Annotated in this window: 18 protein-coding genes; 16 read left to right on the top strand and 2 right to left on the bottom strand. The window is 59.5% G+C overall.

Annotation, left to right across the window (positions count from 1 at the left end; translation table 11 throughout):
* The first annotated feature begins 86 nt into the window (after positions 1 to 86).
* Positions 87 to 1490, top strand: a complete 1404-nt coding sequence (locus KCG88_RS05315) for a Rieske 2Fe-2S domain-containing protein (protein WP_047336828.1) — start codon at positions 87 to 89, stop codon at positions 1488 to 1490.
* 87 nt (positions 1491 to 1577) lie between these two features.
* Positions 1578 to 2153: an aromatic-ring-hydroxylating dioxygenase subunit beta gene (locus KCG88_RS05310; protein WP_210711902.1), complete on the top strand. Its 576-nt coding sequence runs from the start codon at positions 1578 to 1580 to the stop codon at positions 2151 to 2153.
* An 85-nt stretch (positions 2154 to 2238) separates the two neighbouring features.
* Here the strand turns inward: KCG88_RS05310 and KCG88_RS05305 are convergent, their stop codons facing one another.
* Positions 2239 to 2979, bottom strand: coding sequence for a DUF2889 domain-containing protein (locus KCG88_RS05305; RefSeq protein ID WP_210711901.1), 741 nt, complete (start codon positions 2977 to 2979; stop codon positions 2239 to 2241).
* A 101-nt stretch (positions 2980 to 3080) separates the two neighbouring features.
* On the opposite strand from KCG88_RS05305, the gene KCG88_RS05300 reads away from it, so the two are divergent.
* On the top strand, positions 3081 to 3881 hold the full coding sequence (locus KCG88_RS05300; protein WP_047336831.1) for an SDR family oxidoreductase: 801 nt from the start codon (positions 3081 to 3083) through the stop codon (positions 3879 to 3881).
* 229 nt (positions 3882 to 4110) lie between these two features.
* On the opposite strand, the gene KCG88_RS05295 is transcribed toward KCG88_RS05300, so the two are convergent.
* A complete protein-coding gene (locus KCG88_RS05295) occupies positions 4111 to 5742 on the bottom strand; it encodes an ATP-dependent acyl-CoA ligase (RefSeq protein ID WP_047336832.1) in 1632 nt (543 codons plus the stop codon).
* Positions 5743 to 5925: 183 nt separating this feature from the next.
* On the opposite strand from KCG88_RS05295, the gene KCG88_RS05290 reads away from it, so the two are divergent.
* From KCG88_RS05290 to KCG88_RS05230, 13 genes are all read left to right on the top strand, one after another.
* Positions 5926 to 6657 carry a TetR/AcrR family transcriptional regulator gene (locus KCG88_RS05290; protein WP_047336833.1) on the top strand — a complete coding sequence of 244 codons (732 nt, stop codon included), beginning with the start codon at positions 5926 to 5928 and terminating at the stop codon, positions 6655 to 6657.
* Positions 6658 to 7010: 353 nt separating this feature from the next.
* On the top strand, positions 7011 to 8075 hold the full coding sequence (locus tag KCG88_RS05285; RefSeq protein WP_210711900.1) for an amidohydrolase family protein: 1065 nt from the start codon (positions 7011 to 7013) through the stop codon (positions 8073 to 8075).
* The gene (locus KCG88_RS05280; protein WP_047336835.1) at positions 8075 to 8926 is read left to right on the top strand and encodes a fumarylacetoacetate hydrolase family protein; all 852 of its coding nucleotides are present in this window, start codon (positions 8075 to 8077) and stop codon (positions 8924 to 8926) included. The genes KCG88_RS05285 and KCG88_RS05280 overlap by 1 nt, the downstream gene beginning before the upstream one ends.
* 13 nt (positions 8927 to 8939) lie before the next feature.
* A complete protein-coding gene (locus KCG88_RS05275) occupies positions 8940 to 9842 on the top strand; it encodes a 3-hydroxyacyl-CoA dehydrogenase (protein ID WP_047336836.1) in 903 nt (300 codons plus the stop codon).
* Positions 9839 to 11014: a thiolase family protein gene (locus tag KCG88_RS05270; protein ID WP_047336837.1), complete on the top strand. Its 1176-nt coding sequence runs from the start codon at positions 9839 to 9841 to the stop codon at positions 11012 to 11014. The genes KCG88_RS05275 and KCG88_RS05270 overlap by 4 nt, the downstream gene beginning before the upstream one ends.
* A 1-nt stretch (position 11015) precedes the next feature.
* Positions 11016 to 11519 carry a carboxymuconolactone decarboxylase family protein gene (locus KCG88_RS05265; protein ID WP_199522607.1) on the top strand — a complete coding sequence of 168 codons (504 nt, stop codon included), beginning with the start codon at positions 11016 to 11018 and terminating at the stop codon, positions 11517 to 11519.
* 139 nt (positions 11520 to 11658) lie between these two features.
* Entirely contained in the window at positions 11659 to 12936 is a 1278-nt protein-coding gene (locus KCG88_RS05260) for a cytochrome P450 (RefSeq protein WP_210711899.1), read from the top strand.
* A 113-nt stretch (positions 12937 to 13049) separates the two neighbouring features.
* Entirely contained in the window at positions 13050 to 14357 is a 1308-nt protein-coding gene (locus tag KCG88_RS05255) for an amidohydrolase family protein (protein ID WP_047336839.1), read from the top strand.
* A 111-nt stretch (positions 14358 to 14468) separates the two neighbouring features.
* Positions 14469 to 15617, top strand: coding sequence for an acyl-CoA dehydrogenase family protein (locus KCG88_RS05250; RefSeq protein WP_047336840.1), 1149 nt, complete (start codon positions 14469 to 14471; stop codon positions 15615 to 15617).
* Positions 15617 to 16690 (top strand): acyl-CoA dehydrogenase family protein, encoded by a 1074-nt coding sequence (locus KCG88_RS05245; protein WP_210711898.1) that lies wholly within the window; start codon positions 15617 to 15619, stop codon positions 16688 to 16690. Before KCG88_RS05250 ends, KCG88_RS05245 begins: the two co-directional genes overlap by 1 nt.
* Positions 16687 to 17487 (top strand): crotonase/enoyl-CoA hydratase family protein, encoded by an 801-nt coding sequence (locus KCG88_RS05240; protein ID WP_047336842.1) that lies wholly within the window; start codon positions 16687 to 16689, stop codon positions 17485 to 17487. The genes KCG88_RS05245 and KCG88_RS05240 overlap by 4 nt, the downstream gene beginning before the upstream one ends.
* 42 nt (positions 17488 to 17529) lie before the next feature.
* On the top strand, positions 17530 to 18654 hold the full coding sequence (locus KCG88_RS05235) for an acyl-CoA dehydrogenase family protein (RefSeq protein WP_047336843.1): 1125 nt from the start codon (positions 17530 to 17532) through the stop codon (positions 18652 to 18654).
* 24 nt (positions 18655 to 18678) lie between these two features.
* Positions 18679 to 19230 carry a glutathione peroxidase gene (locus KCG88_RS05230; RefSeq protein WP_047336844.1) on the top strand — a complete coding sequence of 184 codons (552 nt, stop codon included), beginning with the start codon at positions 18679 to 18681 and terminating at the stop codon, positions 19228 to 19230.
* The last annotated feature ends 1 nt before the right edge of the window (position 19231 follow it).

Below are 19231 nucleotides of genomic sequence, written 5' to 3'. Positions count from 1 at the left end.
GGAAGTGAATTCTATATACACAAATAGAGAAAGTGTCTTATATTTCGTTGCGACCACTGTCGTGACGCTCTGATCAGGAGGCAATCATGCTAACAAGAACAAGCCCCGTATTGTCTGATGGAACCAAGGTCTCTGACCTCATTTACCCCTCTAGCCGTGAAGTACAGATGCGCGTGTTGTCTGACCGCGAAATCTACGAACTGGAGATGGAAAAAATCTTCGGAAAGATCTGGGTACTCCTCGGGCACGAGTCGGAGATCCCCAACTCCGGAGACTTCATGGTCCGTGACCTGGGATCCGACTCGGTCATCGTTGCGCGGGGCAAGCAGGGCGAGGTGTTCGTGACCCTCAACGTGTGCCCGCACCGTGGGATGCGCATCAGCACCGCTGATTGCGGTAACACGCAAATTCACAAATGCATCTATCACGGCTGGGCCTTCCGGCCGAATGGCGATTTCATTGGCTCGCCGGTCGAGCGCGAGTGCATGCACGGCAAAATGCTGCCCAAAGAAGAACTCGGGTTGAAAAAAGCCCGAGTCACGCTGTATGGCGGCCTGATTTTTGCCACCTGGAACATTGATGGACCGTCGTTCGACGAGTTCCTCGGCGATGCCAAGTGGTATTACGACATGCTGTTCTGCCGCTCCGACAAAGGCATGGAAGTGCTCGGTCCGCCGCAGCGCTTTATTGTCAACGCCAACTGGAAAACCGCTGGCGAGCAATCCGCCGCAGACGGCTTCCACACCCTGACCTTGCACCGCTGGCTGGGCGAAGTCGGCAACTACGCCAAGAAAGGCGAGGGCGAAACCGCCGACCTCAGCCCGGAAATGATCGGTGTTGAAATCAGCTCGCCCCACGGCCACGCGCTGCGCTGCATCGATCTGGCGCGCAAGATCAAGCGCCTGACCGGCCTCGACCCGGCGGAGTTGTCTGTGGAGCAAAAGCTCCAGGCATTGCCACCTGCCGGCATGACCGCCGATATGGTCGAGCAACTGGCACGCAACCTGAGCGACGATCAATTGCAGGTCCTGACCAGCATGCCGCCGCAAGTGGGTGGTATGTTCCCGAACATTCTCTTCGGTTTTGTCTACATTCCGCAGCCTGATGGCACCGTGGTCGGCTCTATGACGTTGCACGCCTACGTGCCACTGGGGCCGGACAAGCTTGAGTTCGTCAACTGGGTATTTGCCGAGAAAGACGCCTCCCCGGAACTGCGCGACAAAATGCTCAAACAGACTATCCAACTGTTCGGCACGTCGGGCATGGTCGAACAGGACGACTCCGACACCTGGCCGCACATGACCCTGGCCGCCAAGGGCGCGATGGGGCGCAAGAGCACGATGAAATACCAAGCGGTCTTTGAAACCGGCGCCCCCGAGGGCTGGCCTGGCCCGGGCATCGTCAATGAAGGCTTTACCAAAGACGATACCCAGTGGCACTGGTGGTTGTACTGGCACGAGCTGATGACGGCGTCGGACGAAGAACAGTAAGCGTCCTTTGACCCTGATTCGATAGCGGCCTCGCGGGCCGCTATCGCTGGCAACAGCACTACAAGAATAATAGTTGAGGAGTGACTCATGGCTCAGGTTCAACAACGCGGCGTGGAGGACATCCAGCCGGGTTCCCCAGTCGGTACCAAGCGGGTGCCGGTGGGCTCGACAATCTATAACGATGTGGTGACTTTCCTGTATGAGGAAGCCACGCTGCTTGATCAAATTCGTCTGCAGGAGTGGGCTGAACGCCTGGACACCGACCTGGTGTACGCCGTGCCGCTGCGCCAGACTCGCCTGGCAGCGGAGCTGAAAACCACCATCGTGCGCAGCGTGCAGCATTACCACGATGATTACCGCTCGATCATGGGCCGTATTTTGCGCCTGTCCGGCAAAAGCGCCTGGGCCGAAGATCCGCCCTCGCGTACCAGGCGCCTGGTGACCAACGTGTTTGTCGAAGAAACCGACAAGAGCGACGAGTTTGTAGTGACCAGCTATTTGCTGCTGACTCGCAGCCGATTCAAAGACCACCACGTTGACATCATCAGTGGCGAACGCCGTGATGTGCTGCGGCTCGGCGAGGCCGGGTTCAAGCTGGCACGGCGTGAGGTCATTCTCGATCAGGCGGTGCTCGGAACGCCCAACCTGGCGGTTTTCCTCTAGTCGGGTTCGGCGGTCGGGTCTTCGCGACGGACCGCCGCGTTTCAAGAGGTGTGGCCACGCCGCTCCTGATGCACGAGCGGTGTGGCTATAGCTCGTGCCTGAGCCACTGCTGGTCCTGAGCGCATAACTTGAACGGTTCGTGGCTGAAGTCCAAGGTAGAGCCCTTCATTCGCAGTGCCTCTTCGGCGCGTTCCGGTTGTTGGCTGTAGCAAAGCGCGCTGCTCACGGCGTGAATTTGCTCGTCAAGATTGTAGGCCCGTCCCAGCGAAATCAGCGTACAGCGGCGCAGTAGCAGAGCGGCTTCGGCGGCTTCTTCGCTGAGCGCATTCAGCGCCCAGCGTGCCATGCCTTCGCGAAGGTTAATGCCGGAATAGGGCGATGGACCTTCGATCAGGGTGCCGTTGACCTCCCAGGTCAGGTCTTGATTGCCATCACGAATCAGAATGGCCCGCGTGCGGTTGTTGATGCGCTGACCTATGTTGACTTCATAGCGGCGTTGGCGCGTGCCACGTGCTGCCGCGGCAATGGCGAGACCCGCTAGGTCGAGCAGGTGCGTGCACTGATGACTGGCGTCGGTCTGCCGGGTGACGGAATGGGCGATCCGGTCCAGCTTCATGCCCAGCAGCTGCTGTAATCGATCACAGGCCTGTGGGCACAAGGAATAGGGGAAGCGCAGCGCTTCGCCACCAACCGCGATGACTTCACCCGCGTGGTGGCGGACCCATACCCGGAAGTGGTGAAAATCGTCTTCCAGAGCGCCGCGCACTTCATCAGAGCCATTGGCGTGATGAGCCACGATGTCTACGCGACGACGAAACACAGTCATTCTTAATATCCTTGTCCCAGTGCTGTTCAGACTCACGAAATCATATATATTTGAACACTATAATAAATAATGTTCACTAAAAAACAATAAGCGGAGTGGCTATGGCACTGCTAAACGAACAGGTTGCGTTGATTACCGGGGCAGGTGGCGGCATCGGCCGTGGTATTGCGTTGAACTTCGCCAAAGAAGGAGCAGCCGTGGTGGTCGCCGAACTAGATGTCGCCAGTGGTGAGGCCGTCGTTGCCGAGCTGAAAGCGCTGGGCGCCAACGCGGTATTCATCAAGACCGACGTGTGCAGCAAGACCGACATCGAAGCGGCCGTGCAGTTGGCGGTCGATCAGTTTGGTGGCTTGGACATTTTGGTCAACAACGCCTTTGCTCCAACCCCCAACGTGCTTCTGGAGGAAAAAACCGACGCCATGCTGGAGCAAACCCTCGGCTCTACCGTATGGGCTGCCTGGTGGGCGATGAAAGCCGCGCTGCCGCATATGAAAGCGCGGGGCGGCGGCAAGATCATCAACTTCTACTCGATCGATATCGAGATCGGTGCCTGGCTGCATGGCGACTACAACACGGCGAAGTCCGCGATTGTCGGGCTGACCCGCAGTGCGGCTTCCGAATGGGGGCGGTTCAACATCCGTACCAATGCCATTGCGCCCACGGCGATGGGCGCAACGTTCCACAAACTCGCCGCCGAGAACCCCGGCTTTGCCGAAATGTCCGCGTCCATGCGCCCGTTGGGCCGGTGTGGCGAGCCGGAGGCCGACATAGGCCCGGTGGTGGTCTTTCTCGCGTCCGAAATGTCACGCTTCATCACCGGCGAAACCATCCATGTTGACGGCGGCCTGCATTTGCCTGGGTACAACTCCCGTCCCAAAGGCATCTCTGTTCGCGAATATTGATTTCGTCGGTTGAACGCAGGTGTACGCTTGCTGGCGGAGCATCCCTGGCAAGCCAACGCCTACAGAGTATCGAGGGATTTCGTGAGCACCTCGAACCTGTAGAAGCCAGCTTGCTGGCGATGCGATGGCGGCCACGCCGCCGCTCCTGAAAACATTCACCAAAGCCTGAAACGGGAAAGCCCGCATTACGCGGGCTTTCAGCGCTAGATGGCCGAGGTCATTGAAACAACTACTTCTTGGATACCACGATCGATGTGGTTTCCAGATCCCAGGTGGTAGGGGTTTTCCCTTCATCACGCAGCAGATACTTCAACACCCGACCCTGCGGATTTTTTGGCAGGCTACTGCGAAATTCGATGTAGCGCGGCAGGGCGTAGTAAGGCACCGAATCGGTAGCCCAATGGAACAACGCCTCCGGTTCCAGCGTTACGCCTTCATGCAACACCGCGGTCACTTTTACATCATCCTCGCCTTTGTCCGACGGCACGGCATGCACCGCCACCTCGGCCAATGCCGGGTGCACTGCAAACGCGGCTTCCATCTCAAAACTGGAGATATTTTCGCCCCGGCGGCGCAGGTAGTCCTTCTTGCGATCGACGAAGTAGAAGAAGCCATCGTCATCGAACTTGCCGATGTCGCCGGTATGAAACCACATGTTGCGCATCAGCTTCTGAGTGTCTTCCGGGCGGCGCCAGTAGCCCTGGAACATGATGTCCGGGCGTAACGGGCGTACGACGATTTCGCCGGCGCTGTTGGGCGGAACTTCCTGATCGAGGTCATCGACAATGCGTACGTCAAAGTCCGCAATGCGTTTCCCGGAAGAGCCAGGTGCCGCGTACTCACCGGCCGCCAGCGAAGTGATCACGCAGGCTTCGGTCAAGCCATAGCCATTGCCCCCTACCAACTTCGTACCGAAACGTTCGCGCCAGATTTTTTTGGTTTCTTCGGTATAGGGGTTGCCGCGAGCGGTATGGATCTGCCCGACGCAGCGCAGCATCGCCTCGTTATCCGGCGCCTGGGCGAGCAGCCCCCCCATGCCGCCGAGGATCGAGGCGATGGTCGCGCCCGAACGCTCGACTTCCTGCCAGAAATTCGAGACCGAGAAACGCGGGAGAATGGCCGCGCGCGCGCCTACCAGAATGCTGGCGATGATCGACACACACAGCGCGTTCATGTGGAACAGCGGCAGCGGTGTGATCGTCACATCGTCGGAATTGGCCGGACCGGCGCGCAGTTGCAGGCGCGCCAGGTTGCACATGAAGTTGTAGCTGATCATGCAACCCTTGGAAGGGCCTGTGGTGCCGGAGGTGTAAATGAGACAAGCAAGGTCCGAAGGCTGCGGTTTTTGAGCGCGTGGCGTTGTGTCGTGTCCACGCCACTCATCCAGCGGCGCGATGCGAATGCGGCAGTCAGGTGTCGCCTCGACCGCGCCACGGTAAAGGATGTGGTGAACGTCGTAGAGCTGTTCAGCGAGCGGCGTGATTCGTGGCAGATAGGCCGCTTCGCAAATCACCACCGAGGTGCCGGTATCGGCGATCTGATGGCGCAGGAACTCGCCCTTGAGCGCGGTGTTGATCGGCACACTGACGGCGCAGAGCTTGTTGATGGCCAGCCAGGTGGTGACCGCATCGATGTTGTTATCGAGCATCGTCAGCACGGTATCGCCGGCTTTTACCCCCAGGGTAGCAAGTGCGTTGGCCATCTTGGTCGAGAGTGAGTCAACCTGAGCATATGTGTATAACTCACCGCTGAAATCCAGCAATATTTTGTCTGGATGCCTTGTTACCGCACGATCTAGCGCTTCGATGACAGTGTCTCGTTCCCCTACTGCCCAGGTTTCTGGATTTCCGCTACTGCCCATCAATTTTCTCCTTTTAGGCGCCCGCCGCTGGAAGGTTGCCTGATTTTATTTTGAAGAGAGAATTGGATTCTAAATACAAACCGATCAAATGTCTTTAGCTATAAGTTGAACATATAGTGTTATTTATGCACAGATCCTGTGCTAATGTCGCCTCATCGTTATTCCTTATGAGCCCTTCAATCCATGCCCAAAGCCGTATCCCAGAAAGCAGAAGTGCCTACGCCGGCCTCTAAAACCCCAAAAAAAGTACCGTCTGAAGCGGGGATGGCCCCGGTAAAACCGCTGGAGCGACGTACCGCCGCCAATGCCGCGGCAGGGACCAAGGTCAAGCCGAACCGGCGTTCGGAAGAAACCATCGCCAATATCCTCAAGGCTACGGAAGAAGTGGTGCTGATGTCCGGCGCAGACCGTATATCGATCCTCGACGTATGCCAGGTAGCCGGTGTTTCGCGTGGCACCTTTTATCGCTATTTCGCGTCACAAGAAGACCTGCTGGACACGTTTTCCCGGCATAAGCGCGAAAGTTTCCACAGCTCGCTGTCTCAGGAACTGGGGCATATCACCGATCCGGAAGCGCGCCTCAATGCATTGTTCGCCTACCTCGATAACTACCTTGAACAGAGTAGGGCGCGGCGTTTGCTGGTGGTCGCCCCTGACTATGCGCTGGGTTTCTTTCGGCGGATTTTCCACGATTCGATTGTGCGATTTCAGGACGGCCTGGGCATTGTCTTCGACGATTGGGAGGAGCGCCTAGGTGTACGTCTCGACCGTGAACTGATCTGCGAAATGATCATTCGTTACGTGTTGAGTGAAATCTTGGTGCCTGAAGCGGCCGGGCGTCGCCTGTTCCCGGTGCGCGTAAAAAAACTGCTGGGCGCATTGATCATGGGGCCCACCTCCCGCACCCGCCGTTAATCCCCGAGCGTTACCCCCTTCGCAAGAGCCAGAGCCCCCGTTTATTGGGGGCTTTGCGTTTCCGAGTGCCGGATTTCTCTCGGCTTTCGTGTGCAATTTCTTAGCTAAAAATCTCCTTTCCAGCGCTTGATCAACATTTTTCGAACAGCGGCGAAGGCTCTGCTGTGGGCCTCTTCACCTCGATTTAAAATAAATTGAACAGTATTTTGATTTATGCTCAATTTAAATTTAAGCTTTGGTCCTAGCAGTGAGCCCTACGGCTTCTCCTTTTCGCGGCAACCCAGATTCTGGCCACGTGAAGGCACCGCGCAAAAAAAACCAACAAAAAAGTGTCAACTTCGAGGTACCTGGACATGCTGATCGATCTCCACGCCCATGCCCCCCATCCGGGCTATTACAACCAGCACCCTCACTGGGGGCCGTTTTTCGAGCAACACGCCGACGGCGATATCAAGCTGCGCGTAGGTGACTGGATTCTGGGCCTCGGGTCGCCAGAGCGTAAGGCCGCCGTGCGCTCCGGCAACGGCCCCAAGCTTGAGGAGTATTTTGCTCGCTGGGCTGACCCAACAGTGCGCCTGGCCGGTATGGATGCAGCAGGGCAGAACCTGCAGGTGGTGTCCGTTCCCTCCCACTGCTACATGTACTGGACTGAAGCCGAGTTCGCCGTTCCGTTCGCCCGCACCGTCAACAACACGCTGGCCGAGTACTGCTCCGCGGCTCCGGATCGTCTGATGTTCTGGGCTCACGCTCCTTTGAATGCGCCAGAAGCGGCGGCGGCTGAACTACGTCATGCCTGCACCGAGCTGGGCGCAAAGGGCCTGGTGGCCGGTGGCGCCAACTTCGGCGGTCTGGAATTCGATTCGCCGGAACTCGACGTGGTGTGGAAAACCCTTTGCGACCTCGATCTGCCGATGTTCATTCACGGCTACAACCAGTCGGTGACCTGGGGCAAGAACGCCAACGACGATCGTTACGAAACCACGGCGATCGTGGGCATGCAGTACGACGAAAGCCGTTGCTTCTGGAACCTGATCTGCGGTGGTGTGCTCGACCGTTTCCCTGACCTGAAGGTGTACATCACCCACGGTGGCGGCTATGTGCCGTACCAACTGGGTCGTCTGGCCAAGACCAACGAAAACCTCGACGTCAAATACAACAAGAAGCCGCTGCTCGAGTACATGAAGAACTTCTACTTCGACGTCGAGCTGCATGAAGTGCCAATGCGCCAGGCCCTGGTCGACATTATCGGCGCCGATCACGTGCTTTACGGCAGCAACTTCGGTGGCAGCGACGCCGTACGCCACGACCTGACTCATGGCCTCAAGTTGTCCGATGCCGACCTGCGCAAGATTCGCTATGAAAACGCCTGCCGTTTGCTGCACATCGATCCGGCCAAGTTGGGCAAGGTAGGTGGCTGATGAAACTGGCGCGTTGTGAGTATTTTGCTACGGGCATTTTCTGGGCTGTGGTCGATGAAGCTCAGGACCAAGTGACGCCCATTTTTGGTGATTTCAACGACTGGGCGCCCGCAGTGGCAGCCGGACGCGGTATCAGCTCGGTGCGTTTCGCCGGACCATCGCTGCCACTGTCCAAAGTGCGCCTGCTGCCGCCGATTGAACCGGTGAGCCGAGTGGTCGTGGCGGGGGCCAATTACGCCAAGCACCTGGTGGAATTCGGCTTGAAAGCGCCGGCCCAGCCGGTGGCTTTTCTCAAGGCATACGGCGCCCTGATCGGCGCCAATGACCCAATCCGGTTTCCGCCGTTGACCGAAGAACTCGATCACGAAGTGGAACTGGTGGCGGTCATTGGCACTGCCGAGATCGACCTGGAAAACCCGTTGGCCTGCGTGCTCGGTTACACCGTCGGCAATGACGTCAGTGCGCGCGACCTGCAACGCAGTGGCCCGGCCGGAATCGGCATGGACTTGTTCGCGGCCAAAAGCCAGGACCGGACCACCGGCCTCGGCCCCTGGATCGTCACCAAGGACGAGTTCCCGGAAGGTTCGCCGCAGCTGCGCCTGACCTTGAAAGTGAACGGCGAAGTGCGCCAGGACGGCTCGACCGGCGAAATGACTTGGGACGTAGGGCAACTGATCCACTTCGTGCAACAGCGTTCGAGCTTTGCCGCGGGCGACGTGCTGTTCACCGGTTCGCCGGCAGGAGTGGGAATGGGGACCGGTCTGTTCCTCAAGGAGGGTGATGTGGTCGAAGCCAGCGTCGAAGGCATTGGCACGTTGCGCAATGTGGTCAGTAAAAAGAACCGCGCCTAATCGAGAGCCAAACATGAACGCCAATCAAGAAAAAGTAGTCGTCGTCGGTGCGGGGCTGATGGGCACAGGTATTGCGCATGCGTTCGCCAGCTCCGGTTTCAATACGTTGTTGGTCGATACCAATGTCGTGTCGTTGACGAACGCCAGGGCAAGCATCGAAAAGATCCTTACCGATGGTGTGCGCCTGGGCAAAGTCAGCGAAGAAAAAGCACAGCAATCCTTGGCCAATCTGCAAACCTGCAGTGATTTGAGTGAAGCGGCCAATGGTGCCAACTGGCTGGTGGAAACGGTCTCCGAGCAACTGGCGGTAAAGAAGGCGGTGATCGGCCAGGCGGCCCCGCTGCTGGCGGCGAATGCCATTATCGCCACCAATACTTCGGCGCTCAGTGTGACCGAGATTGCCGCGTCGGTGGAATGTGCGGATCGTGTGATCGGCATGCACTTCTTCAACCCCGTGCACAAAATGAAGCTGGTGGAACTGGTACGCGGTTTGGCCACCAGCGATGAGGTGGTCGTCCGTACGCGCAACCTGTGCGAGAAGATCGGCAAGACTTCGATCGTCGTCAACGAGTCGCCAGGGTTAACCACCAGTCGCATGTCGGCACTGTTGGGCAATGAGGCAATGTGGATGCTTCAGGAAGGCACCGCGAGCGCCGAGGACATCGACACCGCTTTGCGCCTGGGTTTCAACCATCCAATGGGCCCGCTGGAGCTGGGTGACCTGACCGGCTGGGACACGCGGTTGTCGGTGCTGCGTTATCTGCACCAGACCCTCGGTGAAAAATTCCGGCCTTGCCCGCTGATCATCAAAATGGTCGCTGCCGGTCGGCTCGGGCGCAAGTCAGGGCACGGGGTTTATCGCTATGAAGAGGGTAAACAGGTGCCGGGTTCCGGGCTCAAGGCGAGTGCGCTATGAAAGACATCGTCATTGTGGATGCGGTGCGTACACCTGTTGGCAAGTTCCGCGGCAGTCTGGCTGGCGTGCGTGCCGATCACCTCGGCTCGCTGGTGATCAGCCGCTTACTGGAGCGGGTCGATATCCCACCCGCATTGGTTGATGACGTGATCTTCGGCAACGTCACGCAGATTGGCGAGCAGTCTGCCAACATCGCCCGCACCGCCTTGCTCGGTGCGGGCTGGCCGGTAGTCGTGCCGGGGCTGACCATTGACCGTAAATGCGGTTCGGGCGAAGTGGCGGTGCATTTGGCTGTCGGCGCGATTGCCGCGGGAGCCGCCGATATCGTGGTCGCGGGTGGCGCGGAAAACATGAGCCGCGTGCCCATGGGCAGCAACCGCGACCTCCACGGCGAGGCGTTTGGATGGATGGCCGCGCAACGTTATGAACTGACCAGTCAGGGTGAGGCGGCCGAGCGTATTGCCGACAAGTGGGCGTTGAGTCGCGATCAACTGGATGATTTCGCGTTCGCCAGCCATCAGCGCGCCGCCGCGGCGTCCGATGCCGGCTATTTCGATAATGAAACAGTGCCAGTGGCGGTGCAAGAGCTGCGTGAGCCGGGGCTGACGGAGCCCGTGGCGGTGTTGCGCCGGGATGAAACCATTCGCCGGGATACGTCACGGGAAAAACTGTCGACGCTTAAAACCAGCTTTCGCCCGGACACCGGGCGCATCACTGCAGGTAACTCGTCGCAGATTTCCGACGGCGCAGCGGCATTGCTGTTGATGAGTGCCGACACCGCAAAAAAACTGGGCTTGAGGGCGCGCGCTCGGGTGGTGGCGTTCACCACTGTCGGCTCCGACCCGACCTTGATGCTAACCGGCCCCATTGCCTCTACCCAAAAGGTATTGGACAAGGCTGGGCTGAGCCTCAATGACATCGACCTGTTCGAAGTCAACGAAGCGTTCGCCTCCGTGCCGCTGGCCTGGATGCACGAAACGGGCGTAGCGCATGACAAGTTGAACGTCAACGGCGGTGCCATTGCCCTCGGTCACCCCTTGGGCGCCAGCGGTGCTCGATTGATGACGACGCTGTTGAACGAGCTCGAGCGCCGCGGTGGGCGTTTTGGTCTGCAAGCCATTTGCTGCGCCGGTGGCATGGGCACGGCAACCATCATCGAGCGGCTCGATTGAGATGGCGCGCCTGCCGCTGATCCCCCTTGAGGCCATGCCGGCCGCGTTGCAAGACGCGGTGGAGCGTGGCCGGCGCAGCCGCATGCTCAGTTCCACCACGCCGGTGCAGGTCTGGGCGCATCGGCCCGACGTGGCGCTGGCCTGGTTGGGTCTGATGGAGAGCCTGCATAGCAACAGTCTGCTTGATGAACGTTTGCGCGAGCTGGTGCGGCTGAAGATTGCCAGCATCACCACCTGCCAGGCCTGCCAATTGGCGCGCAAGTCAGACAGCGTGACTGAGCAGGATATTGCCTGCATGGCCACGGACAGCGACCACTTCACCCCGGCCGAGCGTGTCGCGCTGCGCTATGCCGAGTTGTTCGCCAGCGATTACCTGGCGATCGACGACGGTCATTTTTCGCGACTCGCGGATTTCTTTTCTGCCGCCCAGGTGGCGGAGCTCGGGTTGTATTGCGCGCTGATGCTGGCGGGTGGCCGTATGACCCTGGTGCAACAGGCCTACTGACACGTCTCGCAGTACAAATAGTTGATCGAATTATTAATAAGTGTCCAATACCGTTCTGCTCAGGCCTATTATCAGCTTGAAGACACGGCTCTGAGCAGCCAGACCGACAAAAACAATGACAAAAATAGCGGAGACGATCATGTCCACATCGGCGCAGAACGACCTGACGAAAGCTTTTAGCGACGTCGCCAGCAATTATCGCGGTAACAGCGATATCGATTTGCACGCGACTTACCGCGATATGCGCGCCAATTCCCCCGTGCTGCAAGAAAACTTCATGGCCCGCCTGGGTGTACCGACGATCGCCGGGCTGGATGCCAGTCGACCGACCTTCACCTTGTTCAAATACGACGATGTCATGGCCGTTATGCGTGACGCCGGCACCTTTACCAGCGGCTTTATCGCCGAGGGGCTGGGGGCTTTCTTCGATGGCTTGATCCTCACCGCAATGGACGGCGATGCCCACAAGAACATCCGTAACCTGCTGCAGCCGGTGTTCATGCCGGACACGGTGAATCGCTGGAAAGAGACCAAGATCGACCGGGTGATTCGCGAGGAATACCTCAAGCCGATGGTGCCGGCCAAAGGCGCCGACCTGATGGACTTCGCCCTGTATTTCCCGATTCGGGTGATCTACTCGTTGATCGGCTTTCCCGAGGACCGTCCCGAGCAGATCGAGCAATACGCGGCCTGGGCGCTGGCAATTCTGGCCGGCCCACAAGTCGATCCAGAAAAAGCTGCGGCTGCCCGTGGCGCTGCCATGCAGGCTGCACAGGCTTTGTACGATGCGGTGAAAGTGGTAGTGGCTGAGCGTCGCTCCGAGGGTGCGACAGGTGATGACCTGATCAGCCGGCTGATCAATGCCGAATACCAGGGCCGGTCCCTGGACGATCATGAGATCGCTACGTTCGTTCGTTCGTTGCTGCCGGCGGCCAGCGAAACCACAACCCGCACTTTCGGCACCTTGATGTCGCTGCTGCTGCAGAATCCGGATGTATTGGAGAGGGTGCGCAACGATCGCAGCCTGGTGAACAAGGCTATCGACGAAGCCGTGCGCTTTGAACCGGTGGCCACCTTCAAGGTGCGTCAGGCTGCCAAGGACCTGGAGATCCGCGGGGTGCCCATCCCTAAAGGAGCGATGGTGCAGTGCATCGTGACTTCCGCCAACCGTGATGAAGATGCCTTCGAGAACGCCGACACCTTCGACATTGACCGCAAGCCGAAACCTTCCTTTGGCTTCGGCTTCGGCCCGCACATGTGTATCGGCCAGTTCGTGGCCAAAACCGAGATCAGCTGCGCCTTGAATGCGATCCTCGACCTGATGCCCAACATCCGCCTCGATCCGGCCAAGCCGGGTCCGCAGATCGTCGGTGCGCAGTTGCGCGGGCCGCACTATCTCCATGTGCTGTGGGACTGAAGCACATCTGCACTAGAATAAATATGAACACATTCAAAAAATGTGTTTAATTAAATAAAGATGTGCACTATGATTCAGGCACAACAACAAGCCCGAATGCGAAGGGGAAAACAATGAAAGTTGAAGATCTGATTCTCGTCAGTGTCGATGACCACGCGATCGAGCCGCCGAATGCTTTCGCACGTCACATGCCTGCGCGTTTCAAGGGACGTGAGCCTCATGTGGTGAAGAAAGGCGACCGCGATGTGTGGGTATTCGAGGAACAGGCCACGGGTTACATGGGCCTGAACTCGGTGGTCGGTCGGCCAAAAGAGGAATACGGCATGGAGCCGCTGGGCTACGAGCAAATGCGCCGTGGCACCTGGAACATCAAGGACCGCGTCGACGACATGAACGCCAATGGCGTGCTCGGTTCATTGTGCTTCCCAACCTTCCCGGGCTTTGCCGGGCAACGTTTCCAGGTCCATGCTGATCGCGACGTGTCGATGGCGGCCATCCAGGCCTACAACGACTGGCATTTGCACGACTGGTGCAACGCGGCACCGGGCCGCTTCATTCCGTTGATGATCGTGCCGTGGTGGGACATGAAAGCCGCTGCTGCCGAGGTCGAGCGCCTGGCCAAACAGGGCGTGCACGCGCTGTCGCTGTCGGATAACCCGGCCATTCACGGCTACCCGTCGATCCATAGCGATTACTGGGATCCACTGTGGAAGGCCTGCAGCGATAATAAGGTGGTGATTTGCTGCCACATCGGTACCGGCGTCAAAGCCAACCACGCGTCGGACATGTCGCCGATTGACGCCTGGATTACCTCCATGCCGATCTCCATCGCCAACTCCGCCGCCGACTGGATCTGGGCGCCAATGTGGAAGAAATTCCCGGATTTGCGTATGGCCCTTTCCGAGGGCGGTATCGGCTGGATTCCATACCTGCTGGAGCGCGCTGACTTCACCCACCGGCACCACAACGCATGGACCAACTCCAACTTCGACGGAAAGATGCCGAGCGACATCTTCAACAAACACTTCATCACCTGCTTCATCGAAGACAACTTCGGCCTGAAGAACCTCGACTCCCTGAACGCCGAGATGGTTACCTGGGAAAGCGATTACCCGCACTCCGACTGCACCTGGCCGCACTCGCCAGAAACCGCTTGGGAAGGGTTGCAGCATTTGCCTAAAGAGATGATCGACAAGGTCACTCACTTGAACGCAATGCGTGAGTTCTCCTTCGATCCGTTCTCTATCCACGGCCGGGAGAACTGTACGGTCGGTGCGCTGCGGGCCCAGGCCAAGCACGTCAGCATCGAGCCTGCCCTGGGCTTGGGCGGTGCCGACCATGGTCGCCACGACAACAAGCCGGTGACCTCCGGCGACATCAATGCGATGTTCGCCCAGGCTGACGCGCAAACCGCGTTGTAAGTTGCCGTTGTTCCTGCAGTCGCCGGCCAACGGCGACTGTGGAACGGTTGCCGTTTCTGTGGTCGCTTCGTTCGAAGCGATTGCGCCTGTGTTCAGCGTTAGAGAGCGCATATGGCCATCAGTCAGTTTACCTACAGCAATATCCCCCCCGAGGCGGAGGCGCTTCGCGCGGACGTGCGGGCATTCATAAGCGAGACGTTGGCCGACTATCCGCCCACGTTGTGTGCCCAGTCCTGGATGGGGTTCGACGCCAAATTCAGCAAAAAACTGGGTGCCCGGGGCTGGGTCGGCATGGCCTTGCCCAAAGCCTATGGCGGCGCGGAGGCGGGACCTTTTGCTCGCTACGTGATCATCGAAGAATTGCTGGCGGCCGGTGCACCGGTGTCGGCCCATTGGATCGCCGACCGGCAAAGCGGTCCGCTGATCAATCGCTTTGGCACCGAACAACAAAAGCAGCATTACCTGCCGGCCATCTGTCGCGGTGAAAGTTACTTTTGCATCGGCATGAGCGAACCGAATTCCGGCTCGGACCTGGCGTCGATCAAAAGCACGGCGGTACGTGAGGGCGACAGCTGGGTGGTGAACGGCCAGAAGGTCTGGACCACCAACGCGCACTATTCGCAGTACATGATTGCGCTGGTGCGGACCGGTGAAAAACAGGCGGCGCGGCATGAGGGAATGTCGCAGTTCATCGTCGACCTGAGCCTGCCCGGTATCACCATACGACCTATTCGCGACCTGGCGGGTGGCGAGCATTTCAACGAGGTGTTTTTTGACAATGTGCGGTTGCCCGCCGACGCCTTGATCGGCACGGAAGGCAAGGGCTGGGATCAGGTGACCGCCGAGCTGGCGTTTGAACGCAGCGGCCCTGAACGGTTCCTCAGCTGCATGGCGTTGCTGAAAACCCTGATCGACGCGGTGGGCGAGGCACCCAATGCGTTGCAGGCCCGGGAGATCGGGCGGCTGTCGGCCAAGCTGCTGACGTTGCGCAATATGTCGTTGTCGGTCACCGCACAGTTGGCGGCGGGTGAGCACCCGGCCTGGGCGGCGTCCTGCGTGAAAGACCTCGGCAATGCCTTCGAGCAGGAACTTCCCGAAGTTGCCCAACTGTTGCTGGAAACCGAGCCACGGCAGGAGGGCGGCAGCGAACATGCTCGCGTGCTGGCCTACCTGACGCAAATGGCGCCTTCGTTCTCACTGCGCGGGGGCACCCGCGAAATTCTGCGCGGCATCATTGCCCGCGGCCTGGGGTTGCGATAATGCGCGAGATATTCGAAACAACGATTGAACGCCTGTTTACCGATCTGGCGACGCCGGCCTATGTGATGGGCTGCGAAGGCGGCGAGTGGCCGGCCGAGTTATGGGCGGCGATCGACGAATCCGGCTTCACCCTGGCGGGCGTTTCCGAAGCGCTGGGCGGTGCTGAAGCGAGCTGGGCCGATATGTATGTGCTGGTGCGTGCCGCCGGGCGCTTTTCCGTCCCGGCCCCCCTGGGTGAGGCGCTGCTGGGCAACTGGTTGCTCAGCCAGGCCGGCCTGGAGGGGCGCGCGGGGAGTCTGAGCATCGCTGCCCATTCCGACCTGGTGCTCGAAGAAGAGCACGTGTATGGCACCGCTTTTGCCGTGCCCTGGGGGCGTAATGTCGAGGCGGTGGTTGCCATCGCGCGCGACGCCAGCGGTGGTGCGAGTGTGGTGTTACTGCAGCGCAACGCCGCCAGCGAACTCACCCTGAGCCTGAGTGTGGCGGGCGAACCCCGCGATGACCTGGGTTTCACCAGTGCCCAGGTACTGGCGCACGCGCCGCTGCCCAGCGGGCTCGACGTCCATGCCCTGGAACTGGGCGGGGCGATGCTGCGTTCGGCGCAAACCGCCGGAGCGCTGCATGCGCTGCTGGACATGACGGCCAGCTATGCCGGTGAACGCAAACAGTTCGGCAAGGCCATCGGCTCGTTCCAGGCCATTCAACAGCAACTGGCGGTGTTCGCTGAACAGGCCGCCGCGGCCGGCATAGCTGCCGAGGCCGCCTTCGCCGAATCCGGTTCCGGCCTCGCTGCGCTGACCATCGCCGCGGCAAAAATCAGCACCGGCGAAGCCGCCAGCGTGGGTGCCGGCATTGCCCACTCGGTGCATGGCGCCATCGGCTTCACCGAGGAATACCCGCTGCATCTGCTCAGCCGCCGCTTGTGGGCGTGGCGCAGCGAATTCGGTTCCGCCAGCCTCTGGAGCCAGCGCCTCGGTGCGCAGATCTGCCAGGGCGGCAGCGAAGGCTACTGGCCGTTGCTGACCCAGCATGGCCAACAACCCTTGACCCGTCCTGTGAGCAATCCGGTATGAGCCCGTTTCTTCAGATTGAGCGCGAGGGCGGCATCGTCACCGTGCGAATGAACCACCCCGATACTCGCAATGCCCTGACCACGCCAGAGCAGATTCAGGAATTCGTCGATCTGTGTGCCGAACTACGCCGCGACAAGTCGGCGCGGGTCATGGTGCTCACCGGCAATGGCAGCGCGTTCTGTGCCGGCGGCAACGTCAAGGACATGCACGAGCGCGGCGGCATCTTCGCCGGCTCGCCCTACGAGCTGCGCAACACCTACCGTGACGGCATCCAGCGTATTCCCCTGGCGATTTACGAGCTGGACATCCCGGTGATCGCCGCGGTCAACGGCCCGGCGATTGGCGCGGGGCTCGATCTGGCGTGCATGTGCGATATCCGGCTGGCAGCGCCCAAGGCCATCTTCGCCGAGAGTTTCGTGCGCCTGGGCATTGTTCCGGGTGACGGCGGTGCCTGGCTGTTGCCGCGAATCATCGGCATCCCGAAAGCCAGCCTGATGGCGTTTACCGGTGACGCGATCGATGCGACCAAAGCGCTGGAATGGGGGCTGGTGGAGCAAGTGTGCACCCACGAAACCTTGCAGTCGCAAGCGCAGGCATTGGCACGGCGGATCGCCAGCAATCCGGGTCACGCCTTGCGCCTGTGCAAACGCCTGCTGCGCGAAGGCCAACATATGCGCCTCGATTCGCTGCTGGAACTGTCGGCGGCTTATCAGGCGCTGGCGCATCACACCGAAGACCATCAAGAAGCGGTGGCGGCGTTTGTCGACAAGCGCGATCCCGATTACCAGGATCGCTGATGACTCATCGCCTATAACAAGAATCGATCTGGAGTAACCCCAATGCGTGGCGTATTTCGAGAAGACCACAACATGTTCCGTGATCAGGCCCGCCGTTTCGTTGACCGCGAAATCGTGCCCTATCTGCATGAGTGGGAAAAAAACGGCATCGTGCCCAAGGAGGTCTGGCTCAAGGCCGGTGAGAACGGTTTGTTGTGCTCCACGGTGCCGGAGGAATATGGCGGTCCAGGCGGTGATTTCGGCCATTCTGCGGTCATGATCGAAGAACTGGCGCGGGCCAATGCCACCGCCGTAGGGTTCACCACCCACTCGGAAATCGTTACCCCTTACATCGTCGCCTACGGCAGCCAAGCGCAGAAGCAGCAATGGCTGCCGCGCATGGTCAGTGGCGAATTGATTGGTGTGATCGCAATGAGCGAGCCGGGAATCGGCAGCGACCTGCGTTCCATGCGGACATCGGCGCGGCGTGACGGCGATGACTACATCGTCAATGGTCAAAAGACCTTCATCACCAACGGCGGAAATGCCGGCCTGGTGGTGACCGCCACCAAGATCGACCCGGCGGCCAAGGAGCTGACCCTGATCTGCGTCGAAGAGGATCGCGCCGGCTTCGCCAAGGGGCGCCTGCTGGAGAAGATCGGCCTGAAAGGCCAGGACACCGCCGAACTGTTTTTTGATGAGGTGCGGGTGCCGGTCGGTAACCGGTTGGGCGAGGAGGGCATGGGCTTCAAGTACCTGACTCATCAACTGGCCTGGGAGCGCCTGATCATCGCGATTCGTGCCGCCCAATCGATCGACACGCTGCTGGAAGAAACCATCGGCTACACCCGTGAGCGCAAAGTCTTCGGCAAACCGGTGCTCGACTTCCAGAACACCCGTTTCAAACTGGCGGAAGCCAAGGCACAGGCCACCATGCTGCGGGTCTTTGTCGACGACTGCCTGGCCAAAGTGATGCGCGGCGAGTTGACGCCAGAAATCGCGGCGATGGCTAAACTGCTGGGCTCGGAGATGCAAGGCAAGCTGCTCGACGAATTCTTGCAACTGCATGGCGGCTACGGCTTCATGAGCGAATACAAGATCAGCCGCGCTTGGGTCGATGCCCGCGTGGCTCGCATCTACGGCGGCACCTCGGAAATCATGAAAGAAATCATCGGCCGTACCCTTTGAAGCACACCTGCATGAGGCAAACAGATGAGTCACTCCCTTTACGACATTTCGCTTAAGCAGATCGATGGCAACATCAGCAGCCTTGGCGACTATCGCGGCAAAGTCCTACTGGTGGTCAACGTCGCGTCAAAATGCGGCCTGACCCCGCAATACGAAGGGCTGGAAAATCTTTACCAGAGCAGAAAATCCCAAGGCCTGGAAGTGCTGGGTTTCCCCGCTAACAATTTCAAGGAGCAGGAGCCGGGCAGCGATGCCGAGATCGTCGAATTCTGCTCCACGAACTATGACGTGCACTTTCCGCTGTTCTCGAAAATCTCGGTGGTCGGTGCAGATCAGCATCCGCTCTACGCCGAGCTGACCGCCGCGCAGCCCGAGACCACCGGTGAAGGCCCGTTCCGCGAGCGTCTCAAGGGTTATGGCATTGCGTCGGACAACAAAAAAGATGTGTTGTGGAATTTCGAAAAGTTCCTGATCGATCGCCACGGCAAGGTCGTCGCCCGTTTCGCGCCTGACATAGCGGCGGATGACCCGCGGCTGATCGAGGCCATCGACGCGCTATTGGCCAAAAAGGCGTGAT

This window comes from Pseudomonas sp. MWU349 (genome assembly GCF_017947325.1).
GTDB classification, from domain to species: domain Bacteria; phylum Pseudomonadota; class Gammaproteobacteria; order Pseudomonadales; family Pseudomonadaceae; genus Aquipseudomonas; species Aquipseudomonas protegens.
Note: the sequence above shows the minus strand (reverse complement) of the source record. Positions and strands in the feature narration are given on the sequence as shown.

Coding starts and splice junctions, on each gene's coding strand:
- KCG88_RS05235 (WP_047336843.1), top strand. CDS start 17,530: ATGCGTGGCGTATTTCGAGAAGACCACAACATGTTCCGTGATCAGGCC.
- KCG88_RS05240 (WP_047336842.1), top strand. CDS start 16,687: ATGAGCCCGTTTCTTCAGATTGAGCGCGAGGGCGGCATCGTCACCGTG.
- KCG88_RS05300 (WP_047336831.1), top strand. CDS start 3,081: ATGGCACTGCTAAACGAACAGGTTGCGTTGATTACCGGGGCAGGTGGC.
- KCG88_RS05260 (WP_210711899.1), top strand. CDS start 11,659: ATGTCCACATCGGCGCAGAACGACCTGACGAAAGCTTTTAGCGACGTC.
- KCG88_RS05265 (WP_199522607.1), top strand. CDS start 11,016: ATGGCGCGCCTGCCGCTGATCCCCCTTGAGGCCATGCCGGCCGCGTTG.
- KCG88_RS05230 (WP_047336844.1), top strand. CDS start 18,679: ATGAGTCACTCCCTTTACGACATTTCGCTTAAGCAGATCGATGGCAAC.
- KCG88_RS05290 (WP_047336833.1), top strand. CDS start 5,926: ATGCCCAAAGCCGTATCCCAGAAAGCAGAAGTGCCTACGCCGGCCTCT.
- KCG88_RS05315 (WP_047336828.1), top strand. CDS start 87: ATGCTAACAAGAACAAGCCCCGTATTGTCTGATGGAACCAAGGTCTCT.
- KCG88_RS05250 (WP_047336840.1), top strand. CDS start 14,469: ATGGCCATCAGTCAGTTTACCTACAGCAATATCCCCCCCGAGGCGGAG.
- KCG88_RS05305 (WP_210711901.1), bottom strand. CDS start 2,979: ATGACTGTGTTTCGTCGTCGCGTAGACATCGTGGCTCATCACGCCAAT.
- KCG88_RS05310 (WP_210711902.1), top strand. CDS start 1,578: ATGGCTCAGGTTCAACAACGCGGCGTGGAGGACATCCAGCCGGGTTCC.
- KCG88_RS05275 (WP_047336836.1), top strand. CDS start 8,940: ATGAACGCCAATCAAGAAAAAGTAGTCGTCGTCGGTGCGGGGCTGATG.
- KCG88_RS05270 (WP_047336837.1), top strand. CDS start 9,839: ATGAAAGACATCGTCATTGTGGATGCGGTGCGTACACCTGTTGGCAAG.
- KCG88_RS05280 (WP_047336835.1), top strand. CDS start 8,075: ATGAAACTGGCGCGTTGTGAGTATTTTGCTACGGGCATTTTCTGGGCT.
- KCG88_RS05245 (WP_210711898.1), top strand. CDS start 15,617: ATGCGCGAGATATTCGAAACAACGATTGAACGCCTGTTTACCGATCTG.
- KCG88_RS05255 (WP_047336839.1), top strand. CDS start 13,050: ATGAAAGTTGAAGATCTGATTCTCGTCAGTGTCGATGACCACGCGATC.
- KCG88_RS05295 (WP_047336832.1), bottom strand. CDS start 5,742: ATGGGCAGTAGCGGAAATCCAGAAACCTGGGCAGTAGGGGAACGAGAC.
- KCG88_RS05285 (WP_210711900.1), top strand. CDS start 7,011: ATGCTGATCGATCTCCACGCCCATGCCCCCCATCCGGGCTATTACAAC.